This is a genomic window from Lentimicrobium sp. L6 (assembly GCF_013166655.1).
Taxonomy (GTDB): Bacteria; Bacteroidota; Bacteroidia; order Bacteroidales; family UBA12170; genus UBA12170.
The window spans coordinates 64945-80637 of sequence record NZ_JABKCA010000009.1 but is presented as its reverse complement, the minus strand read 5'-3'; the positions used below and the strand labels follow the sequence as shown (position 1 = coordinate 80637).

At 35.1% G+C, this 15693-nt stretch carries 12 protein-coding genes; 3 read left to right on the top strand and 9 right to left on the bottom strand.

Annotation, left to right across the window (positions count from 1 at the left end; translation table 11 throughout):
* Nucleotides 1-99: 99 nt before the first annotated feature.
* From HNS38_RS03750 to HNS38_RS03740, 3 genes are read right to left on the bottom strand one after another with little or no spacing between them, the layout of a single operon-like run.
* On the bottom strand, nucleotides 100-288 hold the full coding sequence (locus tag HNS38_RS03750) for a hypothetical protein (RefSeq protein WP_172345991.1): 189 nt from the start codon (nucleotides 286-288) through the stop codon (nucleotides 100-102).
* On the bottom strand, nucleotides 281-418 hold the full coding sequence (locus HNS38_RS03745; protein ID WP_172345990.1) for a hypothetical protein: 138 nt from the start codon (nucleotides 416-418) through the stop codon (nucleotides 281-283). Before HNS38_RS03745 ends, HNS38_RS03750 begins: the two co-directional genes overlap by 8 nt.
* Nucleotides 419-429: 11 nt before the next feature.
* A complete protein-coding gene (locus HNS38_RS03740) occupies nucleotides 430-1320 on the bottom strand; it encodes a YafY family protein (protein WP_172345989.1) in 891 nt (296 codons plus the stop codon).
* A gap of 220 nt (nucleotides 1321-1540) precedes the next feature.
* Here HNS38_RS03740 and HNS38_RS03735 point away from each other — a divergent pair, with 220 nt between their 5' ends.
* Nucleotides 1541-2494, top strand: coding sequence for a TRM11 family methyltransferase (locus HNS38_RS03735; RefSeq protein ID WP_172345988.1), 954 nt, complete (start codon nucleotides 1541-1543; stop codon nucleotides 2492-2494).
* 362 nt (nucleotides 2495-2856) lie between these two features.
* On the opposite strand, the gene HNS38_RS03730 is transcribed toward HNS38_RS03735, so the two are convergent.
* From HNS38_RS03730 to dnaN, 5 genes are all read right to left on the bottom strand, one after another.
* The gene (locus HNS38_RS03730; RefSeq protein WP_172282272.1) at nucleotides 2857-4176 is read right to left on the bottom strand and encodes a TolC family protein; all 1320 of its coding nucleotides are present in this window, start codon (nucleotides 4174-4176) and stop codon (nucleotides 2857-2859) included.
* 16 nt (nucleotides 4177-4192) lie between these two features.
* Nucleotides 4193-7405, bottom strand: coding sequence for an efflux RND transporter permease subunit (locus HNS38_RS03725; protein ID WP_172282270.1), 3213 nt, complete (start codon nucleotides 7403-7405; stop codon nucleotides 4193-4195).
* A gap of 12 nt (nucleotides 7406-7417) precedes the next feature.
* The gene (locus tag HNS38_RS03720; RefSeq protein WP_172345987.1) at nucleotides 7418-8536 is read right to left on the bottom strand and encodes an efflux RND transporter periplasmic adaptor subunit; all 1119 of its coding nucleotides are present in this window, start codon (nucleotides 8534-8536) and stop codon (nucleotides 7418-7420) included.
* A gap of 166 nt (nucleotides 8537-8702) precedes the next feature.
* A complete protein-coding gene (locus tag HNS38_RS03715) occupies nucleotides 8703-10985 on the bottom strand; it encodes a GH92 family glycosyl hydrolase (protein ID WP_172345986.1) in 2283 nt (760 codons plus the stop codon).
* Between the two features lie 402 nt (nucleotides 10986-11387).
* A complete protein-coding gene (dnaN, locus tag HNS38_RS03710) occupies nucleotides 11388-12506 on the bottom strand; it encodes a DNA polymerase III subunit beta (RefSeq protein WP_172282264.1) in 1119 nt (372 codons plus the stop codon).
* Nucleotides 12507-12706: 200 nt separating this feature from the next.
* Between dnaN and HNS38_RS03705 the strand changes: the two genes are divergently transcribed.
* Nucleotides 12707-13234 carry a tol-pal system YbgF family protein gene (locus HNS38_RS03705; protein ID WP_172282262.1) on the top strand — a complete coding sequence of 176 codons (528 nt, stop codon included), beginning with the start codon at nucleotides 12707-12709 and terminating at the stop codon, nucleotides 13232-13234.
* Nucleotide 13235: 1 nt separating this feature from the next.
* Here HNS38_RS03705 and HNS38_RS03700 read toward each other — a convergent pair whose 3' ends face one another.
* Nucleotides 13236-15179, bottom strand: coding sequence for a tetratricopeptide repeat protein (locus HNS38_RS03700; protein WP_172282260.1), 1944 nt, complete (start codon nucleotides 15177-15179; stop codon nucleotides 13236-13238).
* 265 nt (nucleotides 15180-15444) lie between these two features.
* Between HNS38_RS03700 and HNS38_RS03695 the strand changes: the two genes are divergently transcribed.
* The gene (locus HNS38_RS03695; protein WP_172282258.1) at nucleotides 15445-15672 is read left to right on the top strand and encodes a hypothetical protein; all 228 of its coding nucleotides are present in this window, start codon (nucleotides 15445-15447) and stop codon (nucleotides 15670-15672) included.
* Nucleotides 15673-15693: the final 21 nt, after the last annotated feature.

Genomic DNA, 15693 nt, shown 5'->3' with positions numbered 1-15693 from the left:
CATAAGCAAATGCTTAGCTCCACGGCTTAGGGCTGAAAACGATGCTTAATTGTTATGGTTTCCATAATCTTTTTTTTGATGTGTTAAATTAATTAATCGTTAATATCTCTTGAAAATAAGGTCCACTGCTCCATCTATTATACCTCCAAACCAATGTCCTGAAATTTTTCCTATTTTAAATATCTCGTTTTGTGCAAATTGCTTTTCCACTTGTGAGAATATAGGCTCAAAAAAGCTCAAGCCATTATTTTCATCTTTCTTAGGGTTTTCAGATTGACTATTATTCATTTTTGCCCTCCTCCTGATTCCAATTGTTATAATTCTTTTCTGCTTCTTTGCCTAAGGCATAACCAAAACCTATTGTCAATAGGCTGATACTCCCTTTGATGATAAACTTTACTAATTCACCTGTTTTCATAATTCTAGTTTTTATGATTGATATTGTTTTAAATTGTCGATAAGTTCTTGTTTGATTTCCTCAACCAAATGAGCTGGTTCTAATACTTTTACTTGAATACCATTTTTCTTGATGACCTCTTTCAACTCCCAGTTAATGCCTACCTTCAAGGAAATCACCAAGCCATTTTCATCATCAGAAACAAGCTCCTGTGTTGGGTGTATTGGGGATGATTTGATATATCTACCTTGTCGTGGAGTAAAGGCCAACACCACTTTCTCTGGTTTGAGGTGTGGTTCGGAAACACCAATGATATTATTAAAAACACTGGCATCTATTTTAGGACGTTCAACTGATTCATCTTGTAGGACATCTATTGATCTAATTCTATCTAATCCAAAGACTCTGATTTCACCATCAACTTTAGACAGAACATACCACCTGAGCTGGAATTCTTTCAATAAATAGGGCGAAAGGATATATTCCTTACGATCGGTTTCCCAATATCCTCTGTATGCAATATGGATTTTATGGCAACTGGATATGGCCTCACTAATTTCAGGTAAGAATTCATTAACCTCAATATTATTGCTGGTAAATGGATATATAATGTCTTTTTTGTTTAGATGATTCATTTTAAAAACTGTAGAGTTCATCAGATGTAAAAGGTTCTCAATTTTTGAGGTATCTTGTTCATAGGCCTTATCAAATCCGTATCCATAAGGGTTCTCATATCTAATAACCAAACCAAATTGTTCGCGTAATTTCCTTAAATCCCTATCGAAAGTACGGGACGAAAAGTGCCCTAATTTTTCGAGTAGAACATTTTCAAATTCATTTCTTTTTGTAAAATCTTTCTTTTTGAGGAGGTCATAAATAATGCCTATTCTTAGAATGTGATTATAGTCCTGATTATTCTTCATCGCTTTTTATTTTGTTTCTGCAAATAAACAATTTTACTACGCCACTTAGTGTCGTTGCGTATAAAAAGCTTCAAATAAAAATTATAAGATTAGCAGAAAACCACCATTTCAACACCTATTTCACAAAAAAACATAGGCCAGCCAAGGACTTTCCCTATATTTACCAAATATTCATTGTGATAGCAGCTTTTTATGCTATTCAAGCAAAAAAGCAAAACACATGCAAGACCATAAGTATCTCTATTCCTATAATTACGATCGTAGTGAGAGTGATTTATGCAAACTCGAATCGAGACATCTATTTAATGAAGATGAAAAGAATAAACTGCTTTTTTCTGATATCAAAATAGAGCCATCCAATAGCGCTTTCATCAAAAGAAGAATCGATATTATTTCATCTTCCGATGACTATGATACACTTATCCTTAAAGCCAAAAAAGAGAAAATACGCATCGATAGCTTCAAAGCGGAGTATGTAGTTTTACACGGCGATAAAACGGAGTATCCGGAGCGGCTGAGTAAACTAAAAGATATAGGATTTTGTATTGATGGAGCACCTGATTATTATAATCCATACATCACTTATGCTTTGGCCTATTATGAAGGTATATGGTATTTTGGAGTTCTGATTAAAAACAATTTCAAATGGCATCAACATAATGATAAACCCTACTCTTATAGTAATTCACTTGGTCTTCATACCGCCAAATCTTTGGTAAATATTGCATCGAAAGGAAATAAAGAAATCACATTACTAGATGCCTGTTGTGGTGCTGGAACCATCATATTAGAAGCTTGTTTCGCTGGATATCATATAGAAGGTTGTGATATCAACCCTAAAATATTTCATCATGCGGGTAAAAACATTTCCCACTTTAATTATACCGCAAACATTTATTGCTCCGATATAAAAGACATCAGTAAAAAATATGACGCTGCCATTATAGACCTCCCCTATAATATGTACAGCCGTGCAACAGACGATGAGCTTTTTAATATCATTGATTCTACAGCTAAAATCACAAATCGTATGGTCATTCTATCAACTGAGGATATCACCAATTTAATCAGCAAGGCCCGATTGAAAATTGTAGATCATGGTAGCGTAAGTAAAATAGGAAAGGCCCATTTTGTTAGAAATATTTGGGTTTGTGAAGTTTTAGGAAAAGTTTAGTTTCGATAGCTGTAACACCATTCTCCTGAATTGTGATTTAGTTCTTTTCAACACCTCACTAAATAAGCATTGAACTAGGTGGGTATTTTAAATAACACCTCTAGCTTTCTTACTAATAAGCTTTATTATCAATGCTTTCCTATTGCTTATTAAAACACATTAAAAAATTAACACCTTGGCTTGCAACTCATGCTTATTTATATTTTACAAATAAAAAAAATAATATTAACCGCAGTTCAGGAGAACCGCGTTACTCGTATCCAATTGCACAACTCCCTGAATTATTCTTTTTTTTGCGCCACATAAACAAAAAAAAGCGCAACCCAAAGGCCACGCTTAAATATTGAAATTTCTGTATCTTGCTATTCGAATTCTGAAATAATACCACCCGTAGCACGTAATAACTCGGTATGGGTATTGATAAGATTATAAACCGCCTCTAGTCTGCTGAATTCAGAATTGATAAAGATGATTTGAACATCTCTAAAGTTAAAGGAGTTGATGCTTCCATTTTTGAATTTCTCAGTGGATAAATCCAAGTTGAGCTGAGCTGTTTCTAGTCCCACATCAGCAACACTTAATAACTGCTTGCGGATTTGATACATCTCATAAACTGTCAATAGGCCATTACTTAAGGTTTGCTTGATTTGGCTTTCTTGAATATTTCCAATATCGCTTTGTATAATGGATTGCTTGATTAACCTTCGTGTTCTTCCCCCGTCATAAAGATTGAAATTGAGGCTGAAATTCACATAGAAATCGTAGGAGTATGAAGAATTGGGATCTGCTCCAGAATAACGAACATAATTGCTAGCATAATCCGTACCCGAATTCAGGTTCAAAGTAGGCCAAACACTTGCTTTTGCGCTTGCTACATCTTTCTGCAAAATCTCCATATTGATATATTGATTCTGCAAAGTTTTATTGGAGCTGAACATTTTATCCTCTAAATCGAAGTATTTATAATCCTCTATAGTAGGTTCAAACACACTGGTTAGCTCATATACATTTTCTTTCTCCACACCCATTAATAGGTTTAAATTCAATTGAGATTTCTTAAGCTCTAGGCTTTGCAAAAGATAATTGGTAGAATCGCTTAAATAAGAGTTTTTGGCTTGCAGTACATCATAACTAACGGCGGAACCAAATTGCTTTTTGGTTTGCACATAGTTAAATCTATCACGACTCAGCTTTTTCACTCTTTCTATGGTCTTCAACTTCTCTCTATTGAGGAGGCTTTGATAATAGGCCAATACCACCGCTTGAATCTTACTCTCTACCACTACTGCAGCATTACCTTCAGAAAGCTGTTGGACGAGTTCTAGTTTATCTTTTTTAATATAAACATTGAGTCCGTTGAATAACATCCATCGTACTTGAACATAAGGCTGAACACCAGATCGAAGCACATCGTCACGCTCGTCAGAACTCATAGACTCGCTATTGTCGAATCTATTGGTCTGACTGATTCCAACATCTACACTCGGGAACATTCCTGCTGCTCCCCAGGTATTATTTACCTCAGCCGATTCCACATTTTTATTGCTAATCTGGATGTCGAAATTCTTCTCCAAAGCAATAGTGACAGCCTCCTCTAAAGTAAGCGGACTTGATTCTTGTGCACTCATTTGACTCGCAAAAGCCAAAAGCAACACCACTGATATATATTTTAATATTCTCATTTTTCTGATCAATAAATTATTGGATTACTCTTTTACTATCACGCATGGCTGGCTCCACTTCTTCGGCACTTGGCCAAGCAAAAGGAAGCTCTTTAAATTCACCATTCTCTTCTACCATTCTTGGACTTATCCAAAGTTTAATACCCGCATATAACTTCTTCATATCGTTTAAAACCAAAATTAAACTTGGGAAGAATAACAAGATAAATGTGGTTCCAAACAATACACCAAATGCCAATGAAATAGCCATAGGAATTAAGAACTGAGCTTGGAAACTCTTTTCGAGTATTAATGGATATAAACCCGCTACTGTAGTGACAGTCGTTAATAATATGGCTCTAAAACGAGCCGTCCCAGCTTTATATACCGCTTCTTTCACTTTAAAGCCCTCTAAAATCAAGCTATTATATTTAGCCAAGAACACCACCGCATCGTTGATAATCACCCCAGATAGGGCTACCATGCCCCAAGCAGAAAGCATAGAAACTGGGAAACCTTCGATACCATGCCCCCAAACTGCACCTAACCACCCTAGAGGAATCATCATCAATACAATCAATCCCTGAGTAAATGATTTAAAGTGAATCATGATAAGGAAAATCATAATCATAAAGGCCACACCAAAATACTTACCCATTTCGTTGGTGGCATCGTTACTATCTCTTTGCTGCCCTTGATATTCAATTTTTACGCCTCTAAACTTCTGTTCTAATTCAGGGATAATAGTTTCGTTAATACGAGCTAAAATTGGAGGAACGGGCGCATAGAAATCGGTTAAATCGGCATCGATTCTAACTTCACGAGCTCCATTATAATGCTTAATACTCACAGGACCACGTTCTATATCATAATAAGCCAATTCGTTAAGAGGATATTCTCCAGCTGGAGTCTTTATCTTCATAAAATCCAGCTGACTTAAATTCAGTCTATCAGATTTTGGATATCTCACCCAGACTCTAACTTCGTCTCTTCCTATTTGAAGGCGCTGTGCTTGGTCACCATAAAAACCTTGTCGTACTTGTGAAGCAATCTGCGCTCTATTTAATCCCAATAGGTATGCTTTTGGTTTTAACTCTAAGCGTACTTCTCTTTTTCCAACAGAATTGTTTTCAGTAACATCTTTAAGCTCCGTGATTTCATTCAATCGCTGCATTAAGAATTGTTTGGCATGTTCTAATTCTTCCAAATCTTTTCCTAAAATACTAATAGAAACAGGTGAGCCCCAACGATTTCTTCCCCCTACTGCAAATTTCTCAACATCTGGAATCTTCCCTATGGATTTACTGATTCTTTTGGCAATATCGGTGGTTTTTATGGGACTTCCTTCCATATCTCTCATGGTAATAAATAAGTTACCCGCATGAGCTCCAGATTCGGTTCCATCGAATGCACCACCTAAACCTACAAAAGTAAAGTCTACAAAAGAAGAAGTATCATTAAACTCTTCCATAATTTCTTTATTCACCTCCCAAACCTTATTTTCTATCATCTTTAAGGTTTCGATGGTTCTTTTCTCACCACTACCAGGCTTATAGGCTACATTAACAGTAATCTGGTCGAATTCCATGGCTGGGAAGAAGGTATAATTAATAAATCCTCCTTTTAATAATCCCACAGTAATCATAATAAAGAATATGGGAGCAAAAATGACTACATATTTATATTTGATCACTACTTTTAAAGCATTACCATATAATTTATAGCGCATAAAGTCGATGAACTTTTCTAGTTGTGGACGAATGGTGAATTTAGATCGTCTGTCTTTTCTCTTCAATACTTTGGCATTACCTAAGTGAGCGGGCAATACAAAGAAAGCTTCAAATAAAGAAATACCTAAACTAACAGTAACTACAAAAGCCATTTCATACATCATTTCCATTTGCCCAGTCAAAAGTAAAAGCGGAGAAAAGGCAACAATGGTGGTTAAAACCGAGGTAATAATAGCTGGCATCACTTCCATGGTTCCGTCGACGGCAGCCCGCATTGGAGTCTTTCCGGTTTCAAAATGGGAATATATATTCTCAGCAATCACAATTCCATCATCCACCAGAATCCCGATAACCAGAATCATACCGAAAAGGGAAATCATATTGATAGTTACTCCCATGGCCGCAGCCACCACAAACATTCCGAGGAATGAAGCAGGAATACCAAAAGCTACCCAAAATGATAGCCTTAAGTTTAAGAATAATCCCAAAGCTAATAATACCAATAAAAGGCCAATACCACCATTGGAATAAAGTAAATTCAAACGACTCTTTAACATGGTTAAGAAATCGTAGGTAAAATCCATTCTCACATTATCATGTATCCTATTAAACTCTGCCACATAATCGTGAAGGAATGTTGAAATCTCATCTAAATCTTCTTCTCCTAATTTATTTACTTGAAAAGAAACAGAAGGTTTTCCGTTTTGAAGTGAAAGGCTCGGTGTCTCTGCAAATTGTAGTTTTACGGTTCCGATATCTCTAATTCTTAAACTAGATCCATCATTAGAGGAACGAATAACTAAATCGGCAATCACATCTGGATCTACAGAGCGATATCTGGAACGAATCAGAATTTCTTCATGATCATTTCTAATTAAACCACCACTGATATCCAAATTATTGCTTCTAATGGCAGATGAAACCTCTGAGATACTCAAACCATAACGTTGCAAATTTTCTTGCGAAACCTCAACAGCAATTTCCAATGGCGGTAAACCACTTACATTAAGTTGCGATATTTTGCCAGAAGAATAGAAATCGTTCTCTATCTCATTGGCCATGCGTTTTAAAGTTATCTGATCCACATCTCCGCTTAAACCAATAAATCCCGCTTGCGTTACAGCTCTACGCTTAAAGACAATAGGTTTTTCTGCATCAACTGGAAAAGATGAAATTCCATCCACGGCATTTTTTATTTCTGCTAGAGTGAGGTCAATATCGTATTTACCTGTGGTTTCTATCCTTACAGAAGCAAAGTTTTCGGAAGAAGAGCTTGTAATCTCTTTTATACCCACTAAACCTCTTAATGATTCTTCCACTCTTGTTGTAATTCCCTCCTCCATCTCTTTTGGAGAAGCTCCAGGATAAAAAACCTGAACATTAATAGTAGTGGTACTTCTTTCTGGGAAAAAAGACTTCTTCATATTAGATAAAGAGAATCCCCCAGCAATCACAAGTATGACTATGATTAAGTTGGCGTAAAATGGATATTTTACAAAGGTGCTAACTAAATTTCTCATGTTTTTGTTTTATTATTGGGCGATTTTAACTGGCATTTGGTCAGAAGCATTAATCAAAGATTCAACAACCAAATCCATTCCTAATTCTAAACCACTGATATATGTGGAATATTCATCAGTCTTGGCAATTTGTACTCTTTTCTTCGCTAGCTTTCCATCAATAACCACATATACTTCGTCGAAATTGAATAGAGCGGAACGAGGAATCTCCATCACATTTTCTAATTCTGTTTCTGCAAACTGAGCTTTCATATACATACCTTCGTAGAGTGGGAACTTGCCTGAGTTTTTTAAATCAACATATACCATCACGGATTGGCTTCCTGGATCCACAAAACTAGAAACACGATTTACTTTACCAGTAGTTTGCATTCCTTGATATTCAACTTTTACAGTATTTCCTTTTTTTACGAATGGTACTTCTTGCATATTTAAAGGGACTTGTAATTCCAAAATATCAGTGCGAATCATTTTAGCTACTCTACTACCAGGACTGGCAATGGAACCTACTTCAAGGCTAACGCTTGCGAAAGCACCATCGAACGGCGCATAAATGGTGTATTTTGTCAGTGTAATTTCAGTGCTTTGGATGCTGAAATAATCGTTTAAAATTCCTTTGCTTGCTAAATAGATTTTTTCGTTTTCAGATTTTACCTCAGGAAACTTAGGAAGTTTACTATCGATTTTAATGGCATTAAAGAAAGCTAACCAATTCTCATAATTATCTGCATAATCATATTTTAAATCGGGTAGTACATTGGCAATACTACTGAGAAATCTGCTTTTGGCAGCTTGGAGTGATAATTTAGCCTCCTCATTAAAAATTCTTAACAGAACATCGCCTTTTTTAAAGGATTGACCAGTAAACATAGGAACATCACCATCGAGCATTCTTCCACTAACTTCTGTAATAAGGTCTACCCTACCTGTTGACATCAAGCGACCTGTTTCTTCCACATCTACTTTAGCATGAGTGTAACTTACCTTTTCGGTTTTTACTTCGGGAAGTTCTTTTTCTGTTTTAGGAGGCTTCACCTCTTCTTTATGACTAGCAAAATAATTCATTGCTAAAAGTGCGATAGCTCCAAACAAAACTATTGCGATAAGTGTGATAATAGACTGTCTACTCATCTTGTATAATGATTTAAAATTTGATTTTACGAATTTTCAAAAATAAGACAATAATCCATTCAAATCACATAATGAAAAATGCTTTTAGATAAATTAACAGACTGGAAATGACAGCAGTATTATGTTCCGTTCCGAACACTTATGTCCAATTTCGAACACCAGTATGCTAAGGCTTTTTAGACATGAAAAATTCCAATTTCCCACCTTTTGCTAATTCTAAATGATTTAAGGAGTAATCCGTGATCGCAAGCCCGTTCCATTGCACTTTCTTTACATAAACATGATTTTCAGATTGTTTATGGCAAATGATTTCAATTTTCTTACCATCCTCCAAGTCAATACTTGCTGATTTTACCAAAGGACTTCCTAAAGCATAGATAGAAGAACCAGGCAAAACAGGGTAAAATCCCAAAGAACTAAAAACATACCAAGCACTCATTTGTCCTGCATCATCATTACCACAAAGCCCATCCACATCGTTGGTATACATTTCATCTAAAATCATCCTCACTCTTTCTTGGGTTTTCCATGCATCGTTGGTCCAATTATAAAGATATGGAATATGATGTCCTGGCTCGTTTCCGTGTACATAGTTTCCTATGATTCCATCTCTGGTAATGTCTTCATTTTTCTCAATAAATTTATCTTCAATTGGAGTTGTGAAAATTTTATCTAAATGCTGACTAAACTCATCTTTTCCGCCCATCATGGCAATCATTTTGTCTACATTTTGAGGAACATACAATCCATAATTCCAAGCATTGCCTTCAATAAAACCCTGACCATGTGTATCTAGAGGATCGAAATCTTTGCGCCATTCTCCGTTGGAAAGCTTAGGTCGCATATAATTAGAAACCGAGTCGAAGACATTTATATAATAAGTAGCTCTATTGTTAAAATCCTCATAGACCAAGTCGTTTTGAGCCTTCTGAGCCATTTGAGCAATACACCAGTCATCATAAGCATATTCTAAAGTTTTGGATACTGAAGAGCCACTTAAATCTTCAGCTACATAACCTAATTCCATATAGCTTTCTAATCCATCGTAATAGCTAAGCTGAGCGGAGTTAACACAAGCTTTGATTGCTCTGTCTAATTCCACATCTGTGGTTTTTTTGGCAATGGCATCGGCAATAACAGAAACAGAATGATAACCTACCATACACCAATTTTCATTGGCATAATGACTCCAAACGGGAAGCATTTTATGCACACTTTGATCGTGATGAGCTAAAAGGGAATGAACCATATCATTATTTCGGCTGGGCTGAATCAAATTAAAAAGAGGATGTAAAGCGCGATAAGTATCCCAAAGGGAGAAGATGGTATAATTAGTAAATCCTTCTGATTGATGGATATTTTGGTCTAAACCACGATACCGACCATCCACATCTTCGTAAATAATGGGACTGAGAAAAGTATGATAAAGCGCAGTATAGAAAGTTTCCATCTGCTCAGGAGTTCTCATTTCTACCTGAATCTTGGATAACTCTTGATTCCATTTTTCTTGTGCTTCTTGTTTCACTTGCTCAAAATCCCAGTGGGGAATTTCAGCTTCCATGTTTTTGATGGCTCCCTCAGTACTCACCGAAGACAAAGCCATTTTTACCTGAAGCTCCTCTCCTTCTTTCATGTCGAAATCGAAATAAGCTCTAATTTCTTGTCCAGCCATTTCTGGAAAGTTCTTCTCCTCCTCGAACTTTCTATAAAAGCCATTATATTTTACTTCTTCATATCTTTTTTGACCATAGCTTTTGAAAGGCTTGGAGAATTCCATGGCGAAATATACCATCTTTGTTCTAGCCCATCCATTGGTTTGTCGATATCCTGTAATCAGGGAATCATTCTCCACTCTGATGAAAGTCCAAACATTTTTTCCTTCATAATTATAGATATTATAAACCATATCGAGAATGATATGAGCTTCTTGAGTTTCGGGGAAAGTATAGCGATGAAATCCCACACGCTCGGAGGAGGTCATTTCAGCAAATACCTCATAATCTTCCAAATTAACCGCATAATATCCAGGTTCTGCTATTTCAGTATCGTGAGAAAAATGAGAGAAATAGCCACTACCAGCTTCTTCCGCTTGGCCGGGATTTAAAGTCAACGCTCCAACTGTAGGCATAACGAGTAAATCTCCCAAATCGGCATGACCTGTCCCACTCATATGGGTATGGGCAAATCCAAAAATAGTAGAATCCTCATATTGATATCCTGAGCAATATCTATAGGTCTCACTATTGTAAGAACCATCCTCTTTATGCATGGCTTGCTGGTTCGTTTCCGGACTCAGCTGCACCATTCCAAATGGAACCGTAGCTCCAGGGAAGGTATGACCCATATTTTTTGTCCCAATCAATGGATTTACATATTGTGTATAATCGGTTTGCGCAAAAGAGATATTTAAAGCAAATAACACTAAAAAGAAGAGGTAAATTTTTCTCATCACTTATTATTTTAATCGTTTATTTATGTGTTGCTAAAATAGAGAAATGTTTGAAATCAAATAGCTTAATAGACAGATTTTGAAAAATATTCTGCAATCACCTAAATCCTATAAGCTTATGAATCAATATTTTAATACTAAACTTTTTAGTTTTGGCTATATAGGTAACACAGCTCTCCTGAGCTGTGAAAAAGAAGTTTGCAGTTATACAAAAGCAGTTCGGGAGAACTACTTTACTCCAAAAAAAAGTCCAGTGAGTTCGGACTACAAGTAACACAGCTCTCCCGAGCTGTAAGCTAAATTTACAAAAAAATAATCGCAGTTCAGGAGAACTGCGTTACTTGTAATAAAAAAGCCCTCAGCAAATGCTAGGGCTTTGAATATCATATATTATGATTGCATTTAGTTATTCAACATAACTGGCATGATCAACATTAAAATATCTTCGTTTTCATCGTTGCTATCTGGAATAATCAAACCCGCTCTGTTTGGCTGCGACATATGAACACTAATTTCTGTAGAGTCTAGGTTGTTCAACATTTCAAGAAGAAAACGAGAATTGAATCCTATATCCATATCTTCTCCATTATAACTACAACTTAATCTTTCTTGAGCAGCATTGCTATAATCTAAATCCTCGGCAGAAAGCAATAATTCCTGACCAGTGATTTTCAAGCGAATTTGATGAGTAGATTTATTAGCGAAAATAGACACACGACGAATCACATTTAAAAATGCCATTCTATCCACTGTTAATACATTTGGATTTTCTTTAGGAATAACGGCTTCGTAGTTTGGATATCTACCATCCACTAATTTACAAACCAACTTCACATTATCGAAAGTAAAAATGGTATTCTTCTCTGTATATTCAACTTTAACTGGTGAATCATCATTAGCCAAAGTATTCTTTAATAAGTTTAAAGGCTTCTTAGGAAGTATGAAACTTACTTGAGAACCTGGTTCCACATTTGTTCTGCGGTATCTTACCAATTTGTGAGCATCAGTAGCTACAAAAGTAATGTCATTATCGTGCATGTCGCAAAAAACACCTGCCATTACCGGACGAAGTTCATCGTTTCCAGTCGCAAATAATGTTTTATTGATAGCACTCACCATCATTGAAGATTCCATTTCTACACTAACAGCCTCTGCCATTTCTGGAAGTTTTGGAAATTCTTCTGCATTATATCCTGATAAATTATATTTACCGTCACCAGCAGCTAGTTCAATTTTGTGCTCCGAATCTATAGTAAAAGTAATCGGTACATTTGAAAATGCTTTCAACATATCGATAAGCAAACGAGCTGGAACCGCAACTTGTCCGTCGTCTTCTGCCATCTCTAACTCCAAATCAACAGTCATGATGGTTTCCAAATCACTGGCTGTTATGGCTAGGGTATTTCCTTTTAATTCAAATAAGAAATTATCTAAAATAGGAAGTGTATTCTTAGAATTTAACACTCCACCCAGAGCTTGAACACTCTTTAACAAGTTTATACTGTTGACAATAAATTTCATATATGTATCGTTTAATATCTGATTTTAAAAAAGGTAAAATTAATAAAAAAGCCATAATATGTACGCATAGAAATTCGTTTTTTTCAACAGCTTTATTTGATAAACTAAATAAGATTAAAATCACACAAAGTTTTATTGCGAAAAACCATCAGTTTTCTAATTTTGTAACGAATAAAAATCATAAACATAAAACCAATCCAATGATTACGAAGCCTATCAAATATTTTTTCAGTATTCTTTTATTAGTTGCCGTTTTTAGTTCTTGTCAGCAAAGTGAATATGATCAATTATCCTCTCAAATCTCAGACATGGAAAAACAATTGTTTGAGGAAAAAGCAGGAATAATTGACAAAAAAGAAGCTGCCAACATGATTCAGTATTATGTGAAATTTGTAGATACGTATCCGGAAGATGAAAAAAGTGCTGAATATTTATTTAAAGCAGCTGATATTAGTATTAATGTTTTCCATTCTCAAAATACAGTGAAGCTATTTGATAGAGTTATCAAGGAATATCCTTATTATGAGAAGGCGCCACAAGCTTTATTTTTAAAAGCATTTACTTATGAGAACTATCTAAACAAGATGGATAAGGCTAAAGAAAGCTACAAATTGTTTTTAAGCAAATACCCAGACCACTCTTTTGCTAACGATGCTCAGGTTTCTTTAAATAATTTAGGAAAATCTCCAGAGGAAATCATCAAAGCTTTTAACGAAAGTAGGCAGTAGTTTATCCTATTTTTCGAATAAACTCTACTAGGTCATCCTCCGGTCTTAAATCCAATTTCTTACGAAGTTTATAGCGAGCTGTTTTTACACTTGCAGGCTCTATATTCATTACGGATGCACTTTCCTTAATATTCATATTGAGCTTTAATAGGGCACAAAGTTTTAAATCGTTGGGCGTTAAGTCCCTACTGATTTTCGCCAACTCCTCATAAAATTGCTTATTAACATCCTCAAAATAGAGCTTAAAGAGATCCCAATCTTTTTCTGAGCGTAGATTTTTCTTGATGAGCATTTTTATTCTGTTCAATGCTGGTTTATTATCATGATTAGCTTTTTTAGCTATCGCTACTAACTCTTCTTGTATCTCTTGCATCAAAGTGTTTTTCTGCATCATATTCAATGCATGAGTAGTGAGCTGCCTGCTTTTATACTGAATCTCCATTTTTAATTCCTGTTCTTTTAATTGGCTTTTCTCTAATTCTGCTTTTGCCAATTCCTTTTCTCGTTTTAAAACTATTTGTTCTTTTTCATGGAGTAATCTATCTTTTTTGCGCTTCATCCTCACTAAAAAAGCAGAGAATCCAAAAACTAATAATAAAGCTGCCATCCCCCACCACAATCTCTGCTTTTGAGTTTTTTCTACTTCTAGGTCGTAATTGAGCTGTAAATTCTCTTTATCAGTTTCAGCTGTTTGATATTTGGTCTGAAGCTCCATAAAGCGTTCATCACTTTCTGCGTTATAAATACTATCGTGCAACAAGAAATAGGATTCCTGTGCTTCAAAGGCTTTTTCAAAATCATTTTTTCTGGAATAAGCCACTTTTAAGATTTTATAATTCATGCTAGAGGTTAATATTTCACCAGTTGCATTAGCAAAAGATAGGCTTTTCAATGCATATACAATAGCACTATCATTTTCATTGTTATTTAAATAATGGTGAGCCAAATTGCTAAAAGAATTAGAAATTCCGCTAATATCCTTCATTCTTTTATTTATCGCTAGGGCTCTAAGCATATATTCCTTAGACTTTTCCCATTGTTTAAGGTCTGTGTATATGATGCCCAAATTAACCAAAACTGTAGCAGTAGATTTTGATCTACCCAAAATATCACATAATTCTAATGACTTATGATAATATTCAAGAGCTTTAACTGTATCTCCGGTTTTTTTATAACTCACTCCAAGGTGATTATAGCCTCGAATATACATTAGCGAATCTTTAGCTCTATTTGAAAATTCCAATCCTTTATTCACATATTCAATTGCTGCAGCATAGTCCTCTTTTCTATTGCAAATTCCTCCAAGGTTTACAAAACCTATTCCCAATCGTCTAGGGTCTACATTTAGTTTTTCTTTTTCTTGAAGCGAAATGAGCATATAATAAAATGCGGAATCATAAATCCCCAAATTGGTATAAGCGGCACCCAAATTATTACAGATTAATGCATACTTATAAGGATCTAACTTATCGACATTTGCAGGGTTCTTCATGAACAAAAGATACAACTCAAGGCTTTTTTGATTGTACTTCTTAGCTGCGATGTAGTCACCTTTTGCGTCAAAAGAATAAGCCTTTTCCACATTAAAGCGCACCATCAATAAAGTATCATTCATTTCTCTACTAATATCTAAAGCCCTATCAATAAAATAGTTTATGGAATCTCCTTGTTTTAAAAAATAAGATAAATTAATCAAGTTCACCAAACAATCAATTTGCGAGGAGGGTATTTTACTCAAACGAAAAGCCTTAGAATAATAATCTTGTGAGCTGACATTTTCTTTTCTAAAAGTCACTTCTCCTAATGCCATTAAGACTTCAACCTTGCCCTCCCCATCACTTTCTAAAAGCTCCATTTTTAAACTATCTAGTTTTGTTTCCTGAGACCAAAGTGGCGAAATCAGAACAAAAAAACTTAGCAAACTCAAAAGATAAAAACGCTTCATTTTAAACATAATAGAGGTATGAATTAATAATTTCAATTCAAATATAGGTATATTTAAAATGCCAAGAGAGCCAGAAAACCTTAACAATAAAAAAGAATAAGAAAAAATCACATACCACTGATTATAAGACATTTAAAAATCATAACACACATCGTTTTCTACCTAATTTCTACCTAAACAAACAGGTCAGACTACCTATCATCTACCCAAATTATTTCTTAAACCATCCTCCATCAAATACATTTGCCGAAAACAATGAAACAATATGCAACACATTCTCACACATACCCATAATAACACCCTGTTTTTGCAGACCGCAGAAATAGTACAAAATGGAACTGTCAGCATCCTTGATCAAAATGAAAGAGTTTTGGCTCAATTCAAAATGGAACAAACCAACTATCTCTCACAGGAAATTGAATTACCAAGCGGACCGTATTCAATCCATTTTGAAGAGTTAGACTTCTCTTGGAAAAAGCAGATTCTAATTTAAAATCAAATTTTTATAAAAAAC

Excerpts from the sequence above, each read along its gene's own strand:
- HNS38_RS03750 (WP_172345991.1), bottom strand. The coding sequence starts at position 288 with ATGAATAATAGTCAATCTGAAAACCCTAAGAAAGATGAAAATAATGGC.
- HNS38_RS03745 (WP_172345990.1), bottom strand. The coding sequence starts at position 418 with ATGAAAACAGGTGAATTAGTAAAGTTTATCATCAAAGGGAGTATCAGC.
- HNS38_RS03740 (WP_172345989.1), bottom strand. The coding sequence starts at position 1,320 with ATGAAGAATAATCAGGACTATAATCACATTCTAAGAATAGGCATTATT.
- HNS38_RS03735 (WP_172345988.1), top strand. The coding sequence starts at position 1,541 with ATGCAAGACCATAAGTATCTCTATTCCTATAATTACGATCGTAGTGAG.
- HNS38_RS03730 (WP_172282272.1), bottom strand. The coding sequence starts at position 4,176 with ATGAGAATATTAAAATATATATCAGTGGTGTTGCTTTTGGCTTTTGCG.
- HNS38_RS03725 (WP_172282270.1), bottom strand. The coding sequence starts at position 7,405 with ATGAGAAATTTAGTTAGCACCTTTGTAAAATATCCATTTTACGCCAAC.
- HNS38_RS03720 (WP_172345987.1), bottom strand. The coding sequence starts at position 8,536 with ATGAGTAGACAGTCTATTATCACACTTATCGCAATAGTTTTGTTTGGA.
- HNS38_RS03715 (WP_172345986.1), bottom strand. The coding sequence starts at position 10,985 with ATGAGAAAAATTTACCTCTTCTTTTTAGTGTTATTTGCTTTAAATATC.
- dnaN (WP_172282264.1), bottom strand. The coding sequence starts at position 12,506 with ATGAAATTTATTGTCAACAGTATAAACTTGTTAAAGAGTGTTCAAGCT.
- HNS38_RS03705 (WP_172282262.1), top strand. The coding sequence starts at position 12,707 with ATGATTACGAAGCCTATCAAATATTTTTTCAGTATTCTTTTATTAGTT.
- HNS38_RS03700 (WP_172282260.1), bottom strand. The coding sequence starts at position 15,179 with ATGAAGCGTTTTTATCTTTTGAGTTTGCTAAGTTTTTTTGTTCTGATT.
- HNS38_RS03695 (WP_172282258.1), top strand. The coding sequence starts at position 15,445 with ATGCAACACATTCTCACACATACCCATAATAACACCCTGTTTTTGCAG.